The sequence below is a fragment of the Rhodococcus sp. 14C212 genome (genome assembly GCF_011058195.1).
Classification (GTDB): Bacteria; Actinomycetota; Actinomycetes; order Mycobacteriales; family Mycobacteriaceae; genus Rhodococcus; species Rhodococcus aetherivorans.
On record NZ_JAALEH010000005.1, the window covers coordinates 95,920 to 116,548 of the forward strand.

The 20,629-nt window shown below is 72.9% G+C and carries 16 protein-coding genes; 7 read left to right on the forward strand and 9 right to left on the reverse strand.

What is annotated here, in order from left to right; genetic code table 11:
* Positions 1-19 precede the first annotated feature (19 nt).
* From recD to G6038_RS04335, 4 genes are all read right to left on the reverse strand, one after another.
* Positions 20-1,903 (reverse strand): exodeoxyribonuclease V subunit alpha, encoded by a 1,884-nt coding sequence (gene recD / locus G6038_RS04320; protein ID WP_165036089.1) that lies wholly within the window; start codon positions 1,901-1,903, stop codon positions 20-22.
* Entirely contained in the window at positions 1,900-5,196 is a 3,297-nt protein-coding gene (locus G6038_RS04325; RefSeq protein ID WP_346772738.1) for a UvrD-helicase domain-containing protein, read from the reverse strand. Before G6038_RS04325 ends, recD begins: the two co-directional genes overlap by 4 nt.
* Positions 5,193-8,489 (reverse strand): exodeoxyribonuclease V subunit gamma, encoded by a 3,297-nt coding sequence (gene recC / locus G6038_RS04330; RefSeq protein ID WP_165036091.1) that lies wholly within the window; start codon positions 8,487-8,489, stop codon positions 5,193-5,195. Before recC ends, G6038_RS04325 begins: the two co-directional genes overlap by 4 nt.
* 114 nt (positions 8,490-8,603) lie before the next feature.
* The gene (locus G6038_RS04335) at positions 8,604-9,101 is read right to left on the reverse strand and encodes a DUF2505 domain-containing protein (RefSeq protein WP_206024250.1); all 498 of its coding nucleotides are present in this window, start codon (positions 9,099-9,101) and stop codon (positions 8,604-8,606) included.
* 67 nt (positions 9,102-9,168) lie between these two features.
* Here G6038_RS04335 and G6038_RS04340 point away from each other — a divergent pair, with 67 nt between their 5' ends.
* Both G6038_RS04340 and G6038_RS04345 read left to right on the forward strand, forming a co-directional pair.
* Positions 9,169-9,501, forward strand: coding sequence for a metalloregulator ArsR/SmtB family transcription factor (locus G6038_RS04340; RefSeq protein WP_043799194.1), 333 nt, complete (start codon positions 9,169-9,171; stop codon positions 9,499-9,501).
* Positions 9,498-9,980 carry an SRPBCC family protein gene (locus G6038_RS04345; RefSeq protein ID WP_165036093.1) on the forward strand — a complete coding sequence of 161 codons (483 nt, stop codon included), beginning with the start codon at positions 9,498-9,500 and terminating at the stop codon, positions 9,978-9,980. Before G6038_RS04340 ends, G6038_RS04345 begins: the two co-directional genes overlap by 4 nt.
* Positions 9,981-10,017: 37 nt before the next feature.
* Here the strand turns inward: G6038_RS04345 and G6038_RS04350 are convergent, their stop codons facing one another.
* Positions 10,018-10,218, reverse strand: a complete 201-nt coding sequence (locus G6038_RS04350; RefSeq protein WP_240918297.1) for a hypothetical protein — start codon at positions 10,216-10,218, stop codon at positions 10,018-10,020.
* A gap of 222 nt (positions 10,219-10,440) precedes the next feature.
* On the opposite strand from G6038_RS04350, the gene G6038_RS04355 reads away from it, so the two are divergent.
* Together G6038_RS04355 and G6038_RS04360 are read left to right on the forward strand one after the other, a co-directional pair.
* Complete coding sequence (locus tag G6038_RS04355; protein WP_165036095.1) at positions 10,441-12,096, forward strand: alkaline phosphatase D family protein; 1,656 nt, start codon at positions 10,441-10,443, stop codon at positions 12,094-12,096.
* Positions 12,097-12,121: 25 nt separating this feature from the next.
* Positions 12,122-13,765: an FAD-binding oxidoreductase gene (locus G6038_RS04360; RefSeq protein WP_165036096.1), complete on the forward strand. Its 1,644-nt coding sequence runs from the start codon at positions 12,122-12,124 to the stop codon at positions 13,763-13,765.
* Here G6038_RS04360 and G6038_RS04365 read toward each other — a convergent pair.
* The 3 genes from G6038_RS04365 to G6038_RS04375 all read right to left on the reverse strand — a co-directional run bounded on the left by G6038_RS04365 (position 13,752) and on the right by G6038_RS04375 (position 16,089).
* A complete protein-coding gene (locus tag G6038_RS04365) occupies positions 13,752-14,975 on the reverse strand; it encodes an EAL domain-containing protein (protein ID WP_165036097.1) in 1,224 nt (407 codons plus the stop codon). The genes G6038_RS04360 and G6038_RS04365 overlap by 14 nt on opposite strands.
* Before the next feature lie 89 nt (positions 14,976-15,064).
* Entirely contained in the window at positions 15,065-15,262 is a 198-nt protein-coding gene (locus G6038_RS04370) for a hypothetical protein (RefSeq protein ID WP_165036098.1), read from the reverse strand.
* Between the two features lie 287 nt (positions 15,263-15,549).
* Positions 15,550-16,089, reverse strand: coding sequence for a nitroreductase family deazaflavin-dependent oxidoreductase (locus tag G6038_RS04375; protein ID WP_346772739.1), 540 nt, complete (start codon positions 16,087-16,089; stop codon positions 15,550-15,552).
* Positions 16,090-16,332: 243 nt separating this feature from the next.
* On the opposite strand from G6038_RS04375, the gene G6038_RS04380 reads away from it, so the two are divergent.
* The 3 genes from G6038_RS04380 (at position 16,333) to G6038_RS04390 (ending at position 19,180) form a co-directional block, all read left to right on the forward strand.
* Entirely contained in the window at positions 16,333-16,962 is a 630-nt protein-coding gene (locus G6038_RS04380; RefSeq protein ID WP_165036099.1) for a class I SAM-dependent methyltransferase, read from the forward strand.
* Between the two features lie 156 nt (positions 16,963-17,118).
* A complete protein-coding gene (locus G6038_RS04385) occupies positions 17,119-18,081 on the forward strand; it encodes a ferritin-like domain-containing protein (protein WP_165036100.1) in 963 nt (320 codons plus the stop codon).
* A 121-nt stretch (positions 18,082-18,202) separates the two neighbouring features.
* A complete protein-coding gene (locus tag G6038_RS04390) occupies positions 18,203-19,180 on the forward strand; it encodes a pseudouridine synthase (RefSeq protein WP_165036101.1) in 978 nt (325 codons plus the stop codon).
* Between the two features lie 213 nt (positions 19,181-19,393).
* Here G6038_RS04390 and ychF read toward each other — a convergent pair whose 3' ends face one another.
* Positions 19,394-20,473 (reverse strand): redox-regulated ATPase YchF, encoded by a 1,080-nt coding sequence (gene ychF, locus G6038_RS04395; protein ID WP_165036102.1) that lies wholly within the window; start codon positions 20,471-20,473, stop codon positions 19,394-19,396.
* Positions 20,474-20,629 lie beyond the last annotated feature (156 nt).

Here is a 20,629-nt window from a genome sequence, read left to right on the forward strand (position 1 = left end):
CGATGCTACCACTTTGGTATCACTGGACGGCGCGAGGGCCCGGCAGCTGCCGGCGCAGACCGCTGGCCCGCAGCACCCGCCGCTCGACCCCGGCGCGGACGGCTTCCTCGGTGCCGATCAGGCGCACGTGACCGCGCGCCCGGGTGATCGCGGTGTACAGCAATTCGCGGGTCAGCAAAGAGGATTCGGGTGGGGGCAGGATCACCGAGACCGTGCCGTACTGGCTGCCCTGGCTGCGGTGGATCGTCATCGCGTACACGGTCTGCACGGCCGACAGCTGGCTCGGGTGGAGCCGGAACGGTTCCTTGCCGCGCGCGAACGCCGCGACGGGTTCGCCGTCTGCGTCGACGACCACAACGCCGGTGTCGCCGTTGTAGATGCGGGTCTCGTGGTCGTTGGCGGTGACGAGCAGCGGCTGACCCGGGTACCAGCGCTCGGCGTCGAGCCGCCGGCCGGTGTCGGTGGCGATCCACTCCATCGCCCGCCGCGCCCACCACTGCACCCCGTAGGGTCCCTCGCGGTGCGCGCACAGCAGGCGGTGCGTCTCGAACTGGTCGAGCGCGGTTGCCGCGTCGCCCGCGACGGCGGCGGCGGTGACGGTCGCGGCGGTGGTGACGACGTCGTGCCGCAGGGCCTCCAGGTCATCCGGCGCGTGGAAGGACACCTCGGTGCCCCCGCCCTCGAGGATCCGCAGCACCGCGTCGGCGTCGCCCTCCCGCACGGCGACGGCCAGGTGGGCGATGTCACCACCGAACCGCCGGCCGCGGCTGAGCCGGATCACACCGCCGCGCAGCCGGTTCCGTTCCCCCGGCGAGAGCGCCGCCTCCGCGGGGTCGTCGCCGGCGTCGAGGTCGGGTCCGACGACGCGGCCGAGAACGGGGTTCCCCGCGGCGGTGACGGGACGGGCGACGAGGTCGGCCAGGACGGCGCCGGCGTCGACGGAGGTCAGCTGGTCGGGGTCGCCCACCAGGATCAGGCGGGTGCCGGAGCGGACGGCCTCGAGCAGCCGGCACATCATGGTCAGCGACACCATCGACGTCTCGTCGACGACCACGACGTCGTAGGGCAGATGGTTGCCGGCGTGGTAGCGATACCGGGTGCGGCCGCGCTGCCAGCCGAGCATGCGGTGCAGGGTCATCGCGGACAGGTCGGCGCGCAGGCCCAGCGGCTCGGCCTGCTCCCGGACGGATTCCTGCAGCCGGGCCGCGGCCTTGCCGGTGGGTGCGGCCAATCCGATGCGCAGGGCGGGACCGTGCAGCGTGGTCAGGAGCGCCAGGATCCGGGCGACGGTGTGGGTCTTGCCGGTGCCCGGCCCGCCGGCGATGACCGTGGTCCATCCGGTGGCAGCCAGCGCCGCGGCGATGCGCTGCCGATCCGGTGCGGCGGACGGGCGGCCGGGGTCGTGCTGATCCCGGAACAATTCCCGCAGCCCCCGCTCGAGCGTCTGCTCGTCGACGACGGGATGATCGAGCCCGCGGGCGTCGAGGATCTGCCGGACCGTCTCCTCCTGACGGAAGTAGCGGTCGAGGTACAGCAGCGGCCCGTCGGCGGTGTCCACCAGGCGCAGCGGACGCAGCGGGCCGCGGTCGCCCCCGACGACGAGGGGACTGCGCCGCAACCCGGCGACGACGGCGTCGTCGTCCGGCCACGGCAGCGCCGCGAGATCGACCTCGGCGGCCTCGTCGACGGTGACCTCCCGCAACCGGGTCAGGTCCAGGCACACCGAACCGGCGCGCACGGCACGCACGGCCAGCGCGGTCGCGAGGTGCACGTCCTCGGCGGTCTCCCCGGACAGCTGGGCCAGCCGCAGCGCGACGTGCACGTCGGCGGCCGCGAGCACCCCGGCCTCGTTGAAGGCCCGCAGGGCCCCCTTGCCGCGCTGGGCCACCTGGGCGTTCGTCACGGGATCTCCTTGCCTGCCAGCAGGTCGGACAGTTCGGCGACGAGGGCGGGCGGCGGCACCCAGTCGAACACGCCGCAGCCCGCGGGGGTGTCCGGACCGACCATGCCGCGCACGAACAGGTACTGCACGCCGCCGAGATGCACGGCCGGGTCGTACCCGGGCAGCCGCCACCGCAGATACCGGTGCAGGGCAACGGCGTACAGCAGCGCCTGCATCGGGTAGTGGGCGCGCAGCATCTCCTCGGCCATCCGGTTCCGGGTGTAGTGGGCGGTGGTGAGCTCCTCCGGCCCGAGCCGGTTCGTCTTGTAGTCGACGATCACGAACCGCGGCTCGGTGCCGTGGATCCGCAGCACCGCATCGATGCTGCCGGTGAGGTAGCCGCGCAGCGGGGTGGGCTCGAGGGTGCCCACGAGATCGGGGTAGGACGCGAACGGGTCGCCGGCGGGCAGGTGGGCACGCAGCAGCCGGGCGACACCGTCGAGGGTGACGGTGGTGGCGACGGGGTCGTCCCCACCGGCGAGGGGCAGCTCGAAGTCGAGTTCGGCGAGCCGGTCGGCGGGGGCGATGTCGGCGAGCGTGCCCGCGCCCCCGGCGAGCGGGGTGCGCAGGACCGGCAGCAGGGCCACGGCCAGCTCCTCGGGGTCGACGTCGGAGAGCTGTTCGGCGACGGTGTCGCGGCAACAACGCAGCAGTTCCGCCTCGAGGTCGACGGCCGCGGTGTCGACGACCTCGAGCACCGCGTGCACGAGGGTGCCGAACACGGCCCCACCGGGCAGGGGGTTCATCGGGGACACGATGCCGTCGTCCGCCGCGCCGGCCGGCAGTAGCGGGGGTTCCTCGGGTTCGTCGGTCTTCGCGGGCTGTTCGGCCTCGCCGGCCGGGCCCGGCCCGTCGTGGGCGGCGGCGGTGAGGGCGGTGTACGAGGTGCGCCGCCAGGCGTCGTCGAGCTCGCGGTCGAAGCGGGCGGCCTCGAGCTCCACGACGGTCTCGTGCGCCCGCACCCACGTGGCGGCGGGGATCGGCGCCGATCCGACGGCCTCGACGGACACCGTTCCGGCGGCCCGGCCGGCCCACCCGGTCAGCTGCTGCGCCACGATCGGGTCCTCGGGCACGCGCGCCTTGTGGGCGATCTCGGACGTGCCCGGCGCGCGGCCGAAGAGCAGGCGGTGCAGCGGGGCACCGGAGGTGCTGTACCCCGGAGCCCACCACAGCACCAGGTGACAGCGGGCGCGGGTCAACGCGACGTAGAGCAGGCGCAGTTCCTCGCCGGCCACCTCCTCGTCGTGGCGCCGGCGGCGCTCGCCGTAGCCGGCGCTGCCCTCGCCGCCGACGTCGAGGATGCGGCGACCGTCGTCGTCGTGGAGCAGGAGCCGGTCGGGTTTCGACCGCACGCCCGACTCCCACGCGAACGGCACGTAGACGACGGGGAATTCGAGGCCCTTGCTGGCGTGGACGGTGAGCACCTGCACCGCGGCGGCGTCGCTGTCGAGGCGGCGGCTGCGGTCGGCGCGGGCCGTACCCGCCTCGGCGATCCGTTCCGTCAGCCAGCGGGTCAGCGCGGTGACACCGAGCGCCTCGGCCGACGCCGTTTCGTCGAGCAGTTGCGCGAGGTGCCGCAGATCGGTCAGTTCCCGCTCGCCGCCCGGCCATCCCAGCAGGCGCGGTTCGAGGTCGCAGAACGCGGCGAGGCGCTCGAAGAGCGCGGCGAACCCGGACCGCTCGAACACGACGTCCAGTTCGCGCAGCAGGGTGCCGATCGCGGCGACGAGTTCGTCGCCCCGGATATCGATGTCCTCGGCGGTGCGGCCCATCAACGAGGTCAGAGCGGCCAACCGCACCCGGTCGGGGCGGTGCGGCTGTTCGAGTGCCTGCAGCACCCGCAGCCATTCCCGCGCGGCCGGGGTCGCGAAGACACTCGTCCCGCCGGCCAGGACGGCCGGGATCCCGGCACCGGTGAGCGCACCGTGGACGAGGGCGACCTGCGCATTGGTGCGCACCAGAACCGCGACGTCCCCGGGTTCGACGGACCGGCCGCCGGCACCGAGGTCGACGGTGACGTCGCCACCGAGCAGGGCCGCGACGTCGGCCGCGACGTCGCGTGCCACCCGTTCCTGCAGCGCCTGGGCCTTCGGGAAACCGGAGGCGCCGCACGGGCCGGCCCCGGTACGCGGCAGGTGCCGCAGCCGCAGCGGCGCCGTCCCGGCGATCCGGGACGCCGGCTGCGCCGCCTCCACCCGGTGCGCGACGATCCGCGGATCTCCCAGGGCCGCACCGCCGTACAGGTGGTCGAGGGCGGCGAGCAGGTTCCCGTCGCTGCGCCAGTTGCAGACGAGTTCCTGGTGGCCGTCGGCGAACTCCATCGCACCGAGGTAGCTCAGCACCTCGGCACCGCGGAACGCGTAGATGGCCTGCTTCGGGTCGCCGACGAGGACGAGGGTCGTGCGGCGGTGGAACGCGCTGCGCAGGATCTCCCACTGCAGCGGGTCGGTGTCCTGGAACTCGTCGACGAGCACGACGCGGAAGCGGGAGCCGATGCGGCGGCACGCGGCCTCGCCGTGCTCCGGGTCGGTCAGCACCGCGTGCAGCAGCGCGAGCTGGTCGTCGTAGTCCCGCAGGCCCGCGAGGCGCTTGCGCCGGTCGACCTCGGCCCGCACGGCCCGGGCGAACTCGACGCGTTCCCCGGCGGGCGTGCCGTCGGCACCCTCGGGGGCGAGGGCGGCCTGGGGATCGAAGACCGCGGCGCGCGCGGCCTCCGCGGCCTCGGCGTGCGAGATCGGTGCCGCGTCCGCCCGCCCGTACCGGCGCAGGTACAGGTCCGCGATGACCTCGATGGTCAGGTCGTCGACGTCCTCGACGAGCACCGCGTCGGTGTCCCGCTCGCCGGCGGTACCGAGCTCGTCGAGCATGCGCTGGCAGAACCCGTGCGTGGTGGCGATGGTGGCGGCGTCGAAGTCGGACAGGGCCCGCAGCAGCCGCCGCCGGTGCGTGGCCACGTCGCCGCCGGCGAGGTGCCGGATCAGCTCGTCGGGGTGGTGCCGGGCAGCCTCCGGGTCGGCCAGCGCCCGCGCGACGCCGGCGAACCGGTCCCGGGTGCGTTCGCGCAGTTCCTGCGTCGCGGCGCGGCTGAACGTCACCAGCAGCAGCTGCGACAGCTCCGCCGCCCCCTCGGCGACGAACCGGGTGGCCAGGCCGACGATGGCATAGGTCTTGCCGGTTCCCGCGCTGGCCTCGAGCACGGTGGTGCCCGTCGGGAGCGCCCCGAGCAGGTCGAACTTCGACACGGTTCGGGTCACGGACGCCCCTGGATCTCGTTGGACAGCAACGGTTCCCACAGGCGACGCGCAAGGGCGCCGAACCGGGTGGGCTCGCCGTGCCACGCCTGCTCGTCGTCGCGGGCGGCGAGGGCGGTCAGGTCCCGCAGCGTCACCCCGGAGCCGTACAGGTAGGTGATGTGCCGGTCGGTGCGTTCGCCGTACGTGGAGCCGAACTCCTGGGCGGCGGCGTCGACGCCCATCTCGACGGAGTCGCCGCGGTGACGCCGCTCGGCGTACTCCGCGGCCGCGGCGGTGGCCGTCGGCAGCGGCTCGTGCAGCCCGCGATCGCGCAGGTCCACGAGCCGGGCGAGCTGCTCGAGCGCGTCCGCGGGGGCGTTGATCGTGGACCGCCAGGCCGGGGTGCTGCGGAACCGGCCGCGGCCGGTGGTGATCGCCTGCCACTGCCCCGGGCGGTCCGACGCGGCGACGGCGAGCAGGTGCACCCAGGCGGTGAGGCGATGCTTCGGCGCCAGCCGGGAGAAGGTGCTGCGGGCGACGACGGTGCCGTGGACCCCGCCGACCGTGCCGGTCAGCCGCCGGCCGTCGCCGAGGTCGACGTTCACGTCGACGGTGTCGGCCGGTCCCGTGTAGATCGGCCGGCACACCGCCACCAGGGCGTCCACGGTACCGGCGACGTCGTCGAGCGCGAGCTCACCGAGCCGGTACGGCGGCAGTGTCCCGCGCCGCCATTCGGCGGCCCGGAAGTCCGCGGGGTCCGTTCCGGCGAGCAGCGCCTCGAGCATGCGGTCGCCGAGGTCCCACCGGGCGAGCGGGTCGAGGCCGACGTCGAGGGCGTCCGCGATGTCCTCGTCCCGGTCGGGCACCCGCACCCCGAGCCGCTGCCGCAGGAACGCCTGGGTGGGGTGGGTGACGAACGCGACGAGGTCGGCGAGGTCGACGTCGGTGCGCGGGACGGGCGCGAGCGGCCGGTCCAGCAGCCCGGGCCGGTGCCGCGCCGGATGCTGCGCGGCGCGCGCCCCGGCGAGTGCGGCCCGGTCGAAGCTCAGCGGGCGGCCGGGCCGGAAGTTGCGCGGATCGAACGGCTGCAGCGGATGCCGGGTGACGACGTCGGCCATGCCCTCGGGACCGACCATCGTCTCGACCACGTCGCGCAGCTCGCTGAGCGGGATCGCCGGGGGCCGGCGGGCGCCGGTGACCGGGTCCGCGCCGGTGTAGAACAGCAGCAGCTTCTCCCCCGCCGACATGACGGCGTCGAGCAGCAATTGCCGGTCCTCGCTGCGCGGATCACGTTCCCCCAGACAGGGATCCAATGCCAGCACGTCGTCGCCGTCGATGTGCGCGGTGCGCGGGAAGACCTCGTCGTCGAGGCCGAGCAGGACCACGACCCGGTGCGGCACCGACCGCATCGGCACCATCGTGCACACGGTCAGTTCACCGGTGCGGAAGTTCGCGCGCGTCGGCCGCCCCGCGAGCCGGGCCGTCAGCATGGCCCGCACGTCGGCGAGCCGCAGCGGCGCCGGCCCGGCGTGCTCGACGGCGGCCGCGAGCTCGCGGTGCGCCTGGGCGAGCTGCCAGACGTCGGCGGGTTCGACGTCGGTCAGCAGGTCCAGTGCGCGGGCGAGGGCGGCGGCCCACTGCGCGGCCGGTTGCGGGCCGCGCAGGCCGTGCAGCGCCACCGTCAGCCGGTCGATGTATTCGGCGAACCGTCCGGTCAGGTCGATGTCGTTGCTCTCGACGTCGTCGAGCGGGAGGGTGAGCCCGAGCCACTCGCCCTGCGACTCGTCGGCGGCCGCGCCGAGCAGGATCCGGTCCAGCGCCGTCCCGAAGGTGTTCTGCGGGAAGTCCCCGAGGCCGAAGGTGTTTCGCTGCCCCTTGCCGATGCCCCATCGGGCGCCGGCTACGGCGGTCCACTCCTGCAGCCGTTCGAGGTCGTCGTCGACCAAGCCGAACCGCCGGCGCACCGGCGCGGCGGCGGCGAGGTCGAGGACCTCGCTGGCGGTCACCCGCGCGTCGGCGAGGTCCACGAGGGTCGACACGACCGCCAGCACCGGATTGGTGCGGCGCAGGCCCCGGTCGGCGAGACGCACCCGCAGCCGGTGCCCGGGGTGTCCGGAAGCGTCGTGCGGGGTGAGGGCGCCCTGGCCGAAGGCGGCCTGCACGAGCGGCGCGTAGGTCTCCACGTCCGGGCACATGACGACCACGTCGCGTGGTTCGAGACCCGGATCGTCCGCGAACAGGTGCAGCAGGCACTCGCGCAGCACCTCCACCTGCCGCGCCGGACCGTGACACGCGTGGATGCGGATCGTGCCGTCTGCGGCCGCGGAGCGGGCCGGGGGCCGGTCGGCGCGGAGGTCGTCCTGCAGCCGGCCGAGGAGGGTGCCGGGGCCGGGCCGGCCGGGGTGGTGCACGTCGGCGACTCCGGGACCGGCCAGGTGCGCGCGCAGTTCGCGCACGTCCCGGGCCAGGCTCGCCAGGAGGGGGTGCTGCACCGCGAGGGCGCTGCGGTCGTCGGCGCGCCGGCGCACCGGCTCCGCGGCCGCCTGGCCCTCCCACATGGCCGGGCTGGGATGCGGAATCCACAGGTGCACCTCGCGGTTCGCGGCGACCGCGGACAGCACGGCGCACTGGGCGACGGTGAGCCGGGTGGGTCCGAACAGCGACAACCGCGACGGCCAGTCCACGAGCGCGGGCTCGGTGCGTAACCGCGCGCAGGCGGCGGTGAGCCGCTCGGCGGGACTGTCGTCGCCGATGCGCTCGCGCAGCCGCCGCCACAGCCGTGCCTGCCACCCGAGGTGGTCGGCGAGGCCGTGGCCGGTGCCGTCCGTGTCGCGTCCGGCGGCCCAGTCGACGAGCATCTCCGGGCGCTGCGTGGAGTAGCTGCGGAACAGGCCGGCCAGGTGGGCGGCGGTGGCGTAGCGACGGCCGGTGCGGTGATCGACGCCGTCGCGGCCGAGGTGCCGGGCGAGCACGGTGCACCACGGTTCGTCGAGGCAGTCGTCGACGACGTCGAGCAGCGTCCACAGCATCCGGTCGGGGTGCCACGGGTCGTCCTCCGCCGCCCGGCCGGTGGCGGCGGCCAGCGCCTCGTCCACCAGCCGTGCCGGCGACGGGTGGTCGATGTTGGCGGCGACGCCGTCGCCGCGGGCGCCCCCGAGCACCGTCGACAGCCGCTGGGTCAGCCACCGCTCGACCCCCTTGGCGGGGACGGCGACGAGTTCGCGGGCGAACGGGTCGGCGAGGGGCGCGGCGAGCAGGTCGGCGAGGGCGGCCGCCAGGGTGTCGGCGCGCTCGGCGCGGTGCAGCGTCAGCACGCAGGTCCCCTCGTCGCTCGGTGTGTTCCGGTCCTGCACCGGCTTATCACACCGCGGCGACAGGGCTCGCCGCCGCGGCGGCGCAGCAGGCGCGGAACGGGCGGTCGCGGCAGGTCAGCGCGACAGCCACGCCGCGATCGCGATCCGATCGTTCTCGACGATCTGCAGGACCATCCCGTGCACCATCGACTCGATCCGGCCGCCGAGGAGCGGGACCCGGACGACGACCTGCCCCTGTACGTCGATGAACGTGCCGCCGGTCTCGCTCACCCGCAGCCGCGAGCGTCCCTCGAGGGCGACGGGCAGGCCGGTGGCGCCCCCGGACAGCCGCCCCTCGGCGGCCTCGCCTACCAGCGGACCCCATTCGTCCGTGCGCTCGACGACCAGCGGTCCGCGCAGCATCCCGCGCACGATCGACGGCAGCTCCGAGGGTTCGGACCGGTCCGTGACGGTCACCCGCACGGTGCCCGGACCGTGCGGTTCCTCGACCACCGTGGTGGCGCTCGCCCGGTCCGCCACCCGGTCGAGCCAGTAGCGCTCGTCGATCAGGGCCGCGTGCACGTCCCGGACGTGGTGGTCCAGTTCGGTGGTGAAGGCGAAGGACTTCGGCATGAACTGCACAGTATCGGCCCGCCCGGACCGTTGACAGGGCTCCGCCCCGGGTGCAACACTGAACCTAATGGTTCAGTATTCGAGTCTCGATGCCACGTTCGCGGCGTTGTCGGACCCCACCCGGCGCGGGATCCTCCAGGACCTGCGCGCCGGACCGGCCTCGATCAGCGACCTGGCCGCCCGGTATCGGATGACACCGACCGGGATCACCAAACACGTCCGGCTACTCGAGGAGGCAGGTCTCGTCGTCACCGAGAAGAAGGGCCGGGTGCGCTACTGCCGGCTCGGCACCAACCCGCTCGAGCGGGAGGCGGACTGGATCCGCAACCACCAGCAGATGATCGAGGGCCGCATGGACCGCCTTGCGGAGTTCCTCGACCGAACGAAAGGAACGTCATGACCACCACGAATCCCTCTGCTCCGCTTGCCGTTACGACTCCCAGCGAGCGCGAGATCCGGGTCGAGCGCGTCTTCGCCGCCGACCGCGACCGCGTGTGGGCCGCCTACACCGAGCCCGAACTGCTCGCCCAGTGGTGGGGTCGGGGCAACCGGCTCGACGTCGAACGCTACGAGTTCGAACGGGGTGGACGCTGGCGGTTCGTCGAGCACAGCGACGGCGAAACCCACGGATTCGAGGGGCGGTTCCGGGAGATCACGCCCAAGGACCGCATCGTGCAGTCCTTCGAGTGGGACGGGATGCCGGCATACGTCGCCATCGACACCGCGACGTTCGAGGACCTCGGCGACGGCCGCACCCGCGTGGTCACCGTCTCGCAGTTCCACACGCCCGAGGAACGCGACGGCATGCTGAACTCCGGCATGGCGGAGGGCCTCGGCCAGAGCTACGTCGCGCTGGACGCGCTGCTCGCCCGGACGTGACCGCCGTCCGGGCTCGGCGCCCGCCCGCGGTGCGGGTTCAGCGCCCGCCCGCGGTGTCGCCCTCCTCGTCGACCTCGTCGGACCCCGTGTCGACGAGGTCGGCGAACGCCGTGCCCGACACCGTCCCCCCGGTCCCGGGCAGCGTCACCGTCGGCCGAGCCCCCGGCTCGTAACGGCGCTGCATCTCCTCCGCCTGTTCCTTCGCCCGGCGCTTCGTGTCCTCGTCGATGTTCTCCAGCGGATCCTCGGGCCTGTGCTCGGTACTCAACGGCTTCGCTCCGATCCCCTCGCGGTGCACACCTGCTCGCCGGTCGCCCGGCACCCCTCACCATCCTCCGCATCGGCGCCCGGCACCACCCCCGGCGACGAATCGGCCGAGCCGGGCCGCGGAGACCCCGCGGACCAGTAGGCTCGTGCGCATGGCTGTATCGCCGATCCGAACCCCGAGGTAGGTGGCGCCATGGCAGAGCTGATCCTGGGCCCGGTTCTTCGGCACGTCGGTCGCAGCGACGCCACCGTGTGGGTGGAGACGTCGGACCCGTGCAGCGTCGAGATTCTCGGCCACCGGGAGCACACCTGGACCGTGGCCGGCCACCACTACGCACTGGTGGTGATCGAGGACCTCGAGCCCGGCTCGACCACCGCGTACGAGGTTCGCCTCGACGGCGATCCGGTCTGGCCGCACCCGGACTTCCCCGCGTCCGTCGTCCGCACCCTCAGCGACGGCGGGCCGCTCGAACTGGCCTTCGGCTCGTGCCGGTTCGCCACCACGTCCGCCACCGAGAACGACGACAAGCTCGGCGCCGACGCCCTCGACGCGTACGCGCAGCGCATGATGACCCGGTCGCCGGACCGGTGGCCCGACGCGCTGCTGCTCCTCGGCGACCAGGTCTACGCCGACGAGCTGTCCGAACAGACCCTCGAGCGGATCCGCGAACGCCACGACCTCGACGAGCCTCCCGGCCCGCAGGTCCGCAACTACGAGGAGTACACCTGGCTCTACGCCGAGTCGTGGTCCGATCCGCACGTGCGGTGGCTGCTGTCCACCGTCCCGACCTCGATGATCTTCGACGACCACGACGTGCACGACGACTGGAACACCTCGCAGTCCTGGCGCGACGAGGTCGAGGCCACCTCGTGGTGGGAGGAACGCATCGTCGGCGGGCTGGCGTCGTACTGGGTGTACCAGCACCTCGGCAACCTCGACCCCGTCCAGCTGGCGGAGAACGCGCTGTACCAGCGCGTCCGGAAGGCCGACGGGGACGCCGAGCCGCTGCTGCGCGAGTTCGCGTCGGCCGCGGACGAGGAGGCCGACGGCGCGAAGGGCGCCCAGTGGTCCTACCGGCGCGACCTCGGGAGGGTGCGGCTGCTCGTGATCGACTCGCGGTGCGGGCGGGTCCTGTCCGGCGGCCGGCGGGAGATGGTCTCGGACCCGGAGTTCTCCTGGATCGAGCGGCAGACCCAGGGCGACTACGACCACCTGCTCGTCGGGACGTCGCTGCCGTGGCTGCTGCCGCGGGCGCTGCACGATCTCGAGTCCTGGGACGAGCGGCTCGCCGCCGGGGTGCGCGGGAATCGGGTCGCCCGCTGGGCGGAGGTCGTCCGTCGCGGCGCGGATCTCGAGCACTGGGCGGCGTTCCGCGACTCGTTCGACCGGCTCGCCCGGCTCTTCGCCGACATCGGCCGGGGCCGTTGCACCGGCCCGTCCGGCCGTCCCCCCGCGACGATCTGCGTGCTCTCGGGCGACGTGCACCACGCCTACGTCGCGCAGGCGTGGTTCCCGGATCCGATGTCGACCCGGGTGTACCAGCTGACCTGCTCGCCGCTGCACAACTACGTGCCCGCCGCGGTCCGGGCGGTGTTCCGCGTCTCCTGGAGCCGGGCGATGGAACGGACCGTGCGCTTCGCGCTCGGGCGCGTGTCGGAGGTGCCGCCGGTGCCGATCGAGTGGACCAAGGCGACGGGACCGTTCTTCGGCAACCAGATAGCGACGCTGCGCCTGGCCGGCCGCGCCGCGCATCTGGTGCTGGAACGGGCCGGCCGGGTCCCGCACGGGCCCACCGGCTTCACCACCACCGCCGACCTCGTGCTGTCGACGCCGGACGCGGCCTTGTGAGCCAGCGGACCGCGAGGCGGGTCCGGTGACGGGATCCGGCACGCGGTCCTGGTGGGGCTGGGGCACGGTCGAGGACGCGGTGCGCGGCGTCGAGCTGCGGGACCTGGTCGATCGTGCCTCGGCCCTGCTGCCCGGCGCCGACCTGACGGACCACCCGCCGCCCGCCGTGCAGTCGCTCGGACTGCCGCCCGCGCGGATCGCCCCACCGGATTCCCTTGCGGCGCTGTGTTCCTCCGACCCGGCGGACCGAGCCGCCCACACCCACGGGCGCGCGTTCCGGGATGTGGTCCGGAACCTGCTCGGCGACCTGCGCCATCCGCCCGACCTCGTCGTGCGGCCAACCGTCGAGGCCGAGATCGTGGACGTCCTGGACTGGTGCGCCCGGGCGCACGTCGCCGTGATTCCGTTCGGCGGCGGCACCTCCGTCGTCGGCGGTGTCGAGCCCCGGCTCGACGGCGACTTCTCCGGTGCGGTGAGCATGGATCTCGGTGCCCTCGAAGGAGTTCGGGAGACCGACCGCACGAGCCGGGCGGCCCGCATCGGGGCGGGCACCCTGGGCCCCGCGCTCGAAGACGAACTGCGCCCGTCCGGTCTGACCCTGCGCCACTTCCCGCAGTCGTTCGAGTTCTCCACACTGGGAGGCTGGCTGGCCACGCGTTCGGGAGGTCACTTCGCGACCGGATACACCCACATCGACGATCTGGTCGAGTCGATGCGGGTCGTCACCCCCGCGGGCACGTGCGAATCGCGTCGCCTGCCCGGCTCGGGAGCGGGACCGTCGCCGGATCGCCTGTTCCTCGGTTCGGAGGGGGTCCTCGGTGTCGTCACCGAGGCCTGGATGCGGCTGCATCCGCGCCCCCGGTGGCGGGCGGACGCGTCGGTGCACTTCGCCGACTACGGAGCGGCGGTGGCGGCGACCCGCGCCGTCGCCCAGTCCGGTCTCCGGCCCGCCAACTGCCGGTTGCTGGACCCCGTCGAGGCGTTCGTCAACGCGGCCACGCCGTCGGCGGGCGGCGTCCTCCTGCTCGCCTTCGAGTCGGCCGATCACCCCGTGGACGCCTGGATGGACCGCGCCGTCGAACTGTGCCGCGAACACGGCGGCACCGCGCCGGAGGCGCCGCGGCGGACCGACTCCACCGGCGACGAGAGGGGCACGGGCGCCGCGGGCAGGTGGCGGTCGTCGTTCCTGCGCATGCCGTACCTGCGCGACGCCCTCGCCGCGCGGTCGATGATCGTCGAGACCTTCGAAACCGCTTGCACGTGGGACACATTCGACTCTCTACGGGCGGCGGTGCACGACGCCGCGAACGACGCGCTGCGCCGGGCGGGCGCGCCGGGGGTGATCGCGTGCCGGTTCAGCCACGTGTACCCGGACGGCCCCGCACCCTACTTCGGCATCTACGCCGCGGGCCGGTGGGGCAGCACGGTGGCCCAGTGGGACGACATCAAGGCCGCCGTGTCGGAGGCGATCCTCGCCGCAGGCGGCACGATCACCCATCACCACGCGATCGGCCGGGATCACCGGCCCTGGTACGACCGTCAACGTCCCGACCCGTTCGCGGCGGTCCTGCGGGCGGCCAAGTCGGCTCTCGACCCGGCGGGCATCCTGAACCCGGGGGTCCTGATCGGACCGGTGGCACCCGCGCCGGCCGGCCCTACGTCGTCGTGAACCGGTCCATGATCGAGCGGGCGCATCGCACCACGGTGTCGCGGTCGTACGAGACGACGTAGTCGAACTCGCGGTCGAGGTCGGCGGTGCCGCGATGCAGGTCCACGGCCGACAGCACGCACGCGAAGTGCGGGCCGAGGACGACGACGTTCCACTCCTCGACCAGCGGGTCGTCCGGGTCGAGCGGTGCGTGGTGGATGCCCGCCTCCGCGTAGTGCCCGAGGCCCACGCCGTACACCCCGGCGTACGCGATCCGGTCCGCCATGTAGTGCCACCGCGCGCGGGTGCGCTCACCGAAGTGCCGGGCGTACTGGAAGGTGCCGAGCACGACGGTCTCCGGGCCCGCGGCGCCGGCCTGCTTCTCGAGATTCGTGCTCATCGCGACCAGGAGGCGCTTGAGGCTGCGCACGGGCCGGCGCCCCACCGAGGCGATCGCGAACGGGGTGCGGACCTCCTCCGGGCGGACGCTGCGGACGGGGGCGGGCGGAAACGGGTCGATCCCCTCTTCGTCGAGCTGTTCGGGGGTGTCGACGGCGGGGTACAGCGCCCCGAGCCCGTACGTGGCCCCGAGACCCAGCGCCCGTCGCCGGCACAGTTCGGAGTCGACGCCGTCCGCGATCACGAGCGCGCCCGTTCGTTCGACCTGGGCGGCCACGGCGTGCGCGGTGCGGGCGGTGTCCGTGTCCGCACGATGGGCCAGCAGCCGCGCCGCGAGGATGATCACGTCCGGTTCGACGAGCGGCAACAGGGCCAGGGACTGCGGACGCGAGCCGACCTCGTCGACCGCGACGACCTTGCCGCCGCGGCGGGCGTCGGCCACCGCGCGCAGCGTCCGCGACGGGTTGGCGGTCAGGGACTCCTCGGTGATCACCACGACGTCGCGCCGCAATCCCTCCGAATCGGGAGCGTCGAGGCTCTCGACCGACTCCAGGTCCATCGCCACCAGCGCGGGTACGTTCCGGACCGGCCGCGACTGCGCGACCGACCACTTGAGCCGGTCGAGGTGCCGCTTCTCGCTCATGGTCCGCGCCGCGACCCGCAGGGCTTCCGCGGTGGCGAGCGGCCCGTCCGCGGGGCCGCGCAACTGGACCTCCACCGCCGCGAGCGCGCCGGAGTCCAGTCGGCGCACCGGCGCGTAGGACGGTGTCACCTGCAGGCCCGTGGCCTCGGTATCCGCGTGCCGGGTGGGGTCGGAGAGGACGAACACCATGACCCCAGCGTCGCACGCGCGACCCGCTGCGCATAGGCCCGGTGCGGGCGACGGGCCCGGTCCCGACCTTCCCCAGCCGGGACCGGAGATCACACGGCGGCGACGAGCACCGCGGCCAGCCCGCCGACGAGCACCACCACCGAGATCCCGATCAGGAACGACCCGGCGATCGAGGCCGCCACCAGTCCCCCACCGAGACCGAAGAGCGTCAACAGAATCCAGCCGACCCCGGGGTTCTCTACGAGCGAGGCGGCCCGTTCGGAGGACGCGGCCCGTTCGGAGGACACAGCCCGTTCGGAGGACACAGCGGGGGATGCCGGTCTGGTAGCCATGGTCACGTCCCAACCTCGTACGCACCGCACGGTCGTCGCTCGACCGTTGCTGCTGATGCTCCTGAGCCTGACGTGCATGAGCATGCCCCGCTACGGTGACATTCCTACCCCTGCCGACATCACCGAACGGCAACAAACGGTCACGAATGAATAACAGCCCCGGGGGGGAATCCGACTTCGGATCCGGCCGCCTCTCCGGGGTGCCGCGGTTCCGGAGCGGTTCGGTGCCGGAGAGGTCCGGTTCAGCCCTCGGACGCACCGGATGGGGCGAGTTCGAACACCGGGTGGCGGTCGGCCTCGGCCTCGAATTCCTGCGTGGAGGCGTTCTTGTCGGCCTGGAAGTAGTCCCGGGTCGCGGATGCGATGGCCACGTACTTCTGCAGGACGGGTCCGGCCTCCCGCGCCGGCACCTCCCGGATCGTGTAGTGACGGGTGCGGAACCTGCGGGTCAGGCCGATGCGGCCGGAAGCGCGCGCGTTGAGCACCCAGGGCACCGCCCCGTAGGGCGCTACCAGCCAACGCCGGCCTGCATGCTCGACGACCGTGACCGGATTGGCGCGCTTCCGGCCGGTGCGCCGGCCCCGGGTGGTCAGCAGGTACGAGTGCGGGACGACGCCGGCCCGGACCAGCGCGCTCATCAGGGCGTTCTCCAGGCGATGGGCCCGGCCCCTGCGATACCGGCGGACCTGCCGGGGCGTGCCGGGCCGGTCCTCGGCGACGGGCGCCTCGTCCGGAACCGGACGATCGGGCTGGGCGTGGGAATTCACATCGCGGGAATTCACGTCGCGCTCCTTTGCACCGGAGGTCGAGTGGGCAGGTTGCACGGCGCACGCCGCGGCCGCCGTCGTCGGATTCGTCCCATCGGAGATTTGCCCCAGCGCGCGGAAATGTCAACCTGCCCGAGACAGGTCGGCGACCGGGCATGGGGCGGGTGGCAATCGGCAAGCCGACGCCCCGGGTGCCTAAGGTGGGCCGCACACGGTGACAGCGGCTCGCCGCGCGGCCGAACCGAGGAGGAACCGACGATGAGTGCACATACTCCCAGCGATCGCACCCCCAGTCAGTGGGAAGAGATCACCGCTGCCGACCCCGCGCATTCCACCTGGTACGTGGAGCGCTTCCGGACGATGGCGGCGGAAGGCAAGGACATCGTCGGCGAAGCCCGGCTGGTCGATGCGATGCTCGGTCGCGGCGGACGCGTCCTCGACGCAGGATGCGGCCCGGGCCGCCTCGGTGGCTATCTGCACGACGCCGGCCACGTGGTGGTCGGCGTCGATGTCGATCCGGTGCTGATCGCCGCTGCGGAGGAGGACCATCCCGGCCCGACCTGGCTCGTCGGTGATCTCGCCGAGCTGGATCTGCCGGCCCGAGGGGTCGCCGCCGATTTCGACGTCATCGTCTGCGCGGGCAACGTGATGACCTTCCTGGCGCCCTCCACCCGGGGCGCGGTACTGGCGGGATTCGCCCGCCATCTCGCCCCGACGGGCCGGGCGGTCGTGGGGTTCGGCGCCGACCGGGGCTACGAGTTCCCGCAGTTCCTCGCCGACGCCGCGGCCAGCGGCCTCGCGGTGGACCTGAAGCTCTCGAGTTGGGATCTGCGCCCGTTCACCGACGATTCCGAGTTCCTGGTGGCGGTGATGTCGCGCGCGGACTGATCGCCGGCGTCGGGGCCGGACCAGCAGGCCCCCGGCCACACCCCCGTGGATGTGTCCTCCCTCACACCGTGTTACCCGCCGGTAGGAGCCGGGTAGCCGAATCGTGTCACGTCGGTGAGCCCCATCGATGACATCGACCGAAGGAGCGAACGCACGATGACCAAGACCGACACCGCTACGTTGCTCACACAGCTGCGAGCACTGCTCGACCTGACCAACACCGAGATCCAGGTCGCTGAGACCCGCATCGCCCAGGCCCGCACCGAGGCGGTCCGCCGCGAACTGACCGAGAACGCCGCCAACGGCCGCGCCCGCGCCGAGGCCATCGAGCGCACCATCCGCGAGCTGGGCGGACTGCCCGACGTCATCGGCCCGTTCGTCGGCCGCGCCGCCGCCGCGGTGAAGGCCACGGTCGAACAGGCCCAGCCGTTCGACGAGGCACTGCTCGGCGACCTCGCGCTCGAGCACCAGCTCCTCGACCGCGCCCGCTACCTCAAGGCCCTCGCCACGACAGCCCCAGCCCCCACGGTCGTCGGCCTGGCCGACCGGCTGATCACCGCCCACAGCGCGACCGTGGAGTGGCTGACCACCGTCCTGGCCGAGGATGCACTCGGCGGACCCGCCGCGCTGCGGCGCACCCCGCTGCAGGCCGCCGCCGGTGCGGCCGTGCGGATCGTCAACATCCCGCTGATGTGGTCCACGCGCGGCATCGACCGCGCGATCGACGCCGCCCGCTCCACTCGGCCCGCCCTGGGTTCGCTGCTGGCACGTGGCGCACATGCCGGCGACGTCGCCACGAAGACCCTGACGGCCAGCCGGGACGCCGCGCTCGAGACCGCCGAACGAGTCACCCGCCGCGAAGGAGCGGACGGGACCGCCCGGGCGATCCACACGGCCCGCAGCGCAACCGGGATCCTCTCCACCGAGGAACTCCCGATCCCCGACTACGACAGCCTCAACGTCTCCCAGGCGGTCGCCGCGGTCAAGGAACTGACCGAACCGGCCGACGTCCGCGCGATCGTCGCGTACGAGGAGGCCCACAAGAACCGGCACGGCGTCGTGTCGGCCGCCCAGACCCGCCTGGCCGCCATCGCCCAGGAAGTCGTCGGGCTCCACTGATCACACGCCCCAGGAGATCGCCGGGTTCCGCGTCGCGGGGCCCGGCGGTCACTTGTAGGCCGGGCCGTCCCGCCCACGTCTCGTCGCGACCCGCGGCACGGACGAGCCGGCAGGCGGTGGGATGATGACGGGCGTGCCGATGCCCTCACCGCTCCCCGTCAAGAACGGGGTCGGACCGACGCGCCTGCGCGTCCCGACGTCCGGTCCGTGGGCAACGATCGCCGCGTACGTCGTCGCGAGGTTCGACCACCTGGACGCCGACGACCTGTACCGGCGGTTCGACGCCGGCGAGATCGTGGGCTCCGACGGCAGTCCGATCGGTCGCGGCACCGCGCTGGGCACGCATCGGTTCGTCTGGTACTACCGCGATCTGCCGGTGGAGGAACCGATGCCGTTCCACGAGGAGATCCTGCATGTCGACGACGACCTCGTCGTGATCGACAAGCCGCACTTCCTCCCGACCACCCCGGGCGGGCGATACCTGCGCGAGTCCGCGCTCGTCCGGTTGCGGATCCGCCTCGACAACCCGGACCTGACGCCGATCCATCGACTCGACCGAGCGACCGCCGGCCTGGTGATGTTCTCGGCCCGTCCCGCGACGCGCGGCGCATACCAGTCGCTGTTCGAAAAGCGGCGGGTCGTGAAGGTTTACGAGGCGGTGTCGGCGCGACCGGCCGGGTGGGACCCGGACGCACCGGCGCTTGCCGGGCGCGCCCTGCCCATCGTCTACCGCAACCACATCGAGGCGCGACGCGGCGAATTACGGGTGGTCGTCGACAACTTCCGTGAGCCCAACGCCGAGACGGTGGTCGAGGTGAGTGGGACCGGCGTGAGCGCCTCCGGACGTGCTGTGCTGCACACGGTTCTGCGTCCGCACACCGGAAGGATGCACCAGTTGCGGGTGCATCTGGCAGCGCTCGGCGCCGGGATCCTGGGCGACCGTTGGTATCCCGACCTGCTGCCCGAGGCGCCGGACGATCATTCCCTCCCACTCCAATTGCTCGCGCGGGAACTGGAGTTCAGCGATCCACTGTCGGGGACGCCGCGGAAGTTCGTCACCCGCCGGACGCTGGGCGAGGCACCCGTGCCGGGTTGCTGAGCGCCGCGCCTGCGCGGCGCTCGGCAACCCGGTGGACGCGACGGCCGAGGTCGTCGCCCGGCTCGAGCAGTTTCGACGCGAGCAGAAGTGGTCGGCGCGGCGGATCGCCCTCGAGCCGGCCACGGCATCGGCCGCATCAACCGCATCGTCACCGACAACGGCTCGTGAGCTGACGCCGAGCCGGTGTCACCAACGTCGTGGCCTCATATACATCTACACGTTGAAGCGGAACTCCACGACGTCGCCGTCCGCCATGACGTAGTCCTTGCCCTCCATGCGGACCTTGCCCCGGGCCTTCGCCTCGGCCATCGACCCGGCCGAGTCGAGGTCCTCGAAGGAGACGACCTCGGCCTTGATGAAGCCCCGCTCGAAGTCGGAGTGGATGACGCCGGCGGCCTGCGGTGCGGTCGCACCCTGCGGGATGGTCCATGCACGAGCCTCTTTCGGCCCGGCGGTGAGGTAGGTCTGCAGGCCGAGAGTGTGGAAGCCGACGCGGGCGAGCGAGTGCAGGCCCGGCTCGGTCTGACCGATGGACTCGAGGAGCTCCTGGGCCTCGTCGGGCTCGAGTTCGATCAGCTCGGATTCGACCTTCGCGTCGAGGAACACACAGTCGGCCGGGGCGACGGCCGCGCGGAGCTCCTGCTGCTTCGCCTCGTCGGTGAGCACCGCCTCGTCCGCGTTGAACACGTACAGGAACGGCTTGGTCGTCATGAGGTTCAGCTCGCGCAGCAGGCCGAAGTCGAGCGAGTCCTTCGCCGCGAAAAGGGTCTTCCCCTCGTTGAGCACGCCCTGGGCCTTGACGGCCTCGTCGAACAGGGGCTTGAGTTCCTTGTTCTTCTTCGCCTCCTTCTCGAGGCGCGGCAGGGCCTTCTCCAGGGTCTGCAGGTCGGCGAGGATCAGCTCCGTCTCGATGATCTCGATATCCGCGAGCGGATCGACGCGGCCGTCGACGTGGACGACGTCGTCGTCGGCGAACACCCGCACGACCTGGCAGATGGCCTCGGCCTCCCGGATGTTGGCGAGGAACTTGTTGCCGAGACCGGCACCCTCGGAGGCGCCCTTGACGATGCCGGCGATGTCGACGAACGACACGGTCGCGGGCAGGATCCGCTGCGACCCGAAGATCTCGGCGAGCCGCTCCAGCCGCGGATCCGGCAGTTCGACGACGCCGACGTTCGGCTCGATGGTGGCGAACGGGTAGTTCGCGGCAAGCACTTCGTTCTTGGTCAGCGCGTTGAACAGCGTCGACTTTCCGACGTTGGGAAGACCGACGATTCCGAGGGTTAGGCTCACGGAATCAATATTCTACGTGGTCGCGGTCGCGCCCCTTCCATCCCCACGGCGTGCGACGGCCACCAGCCACTCGGCGTCGTCGTGCCACGGCCGCAGATCCCAGGTGGCGAAGCGGTGCCCGAGCGTCAGGCCGGCGCCGAAGATCCCCGCACCGCG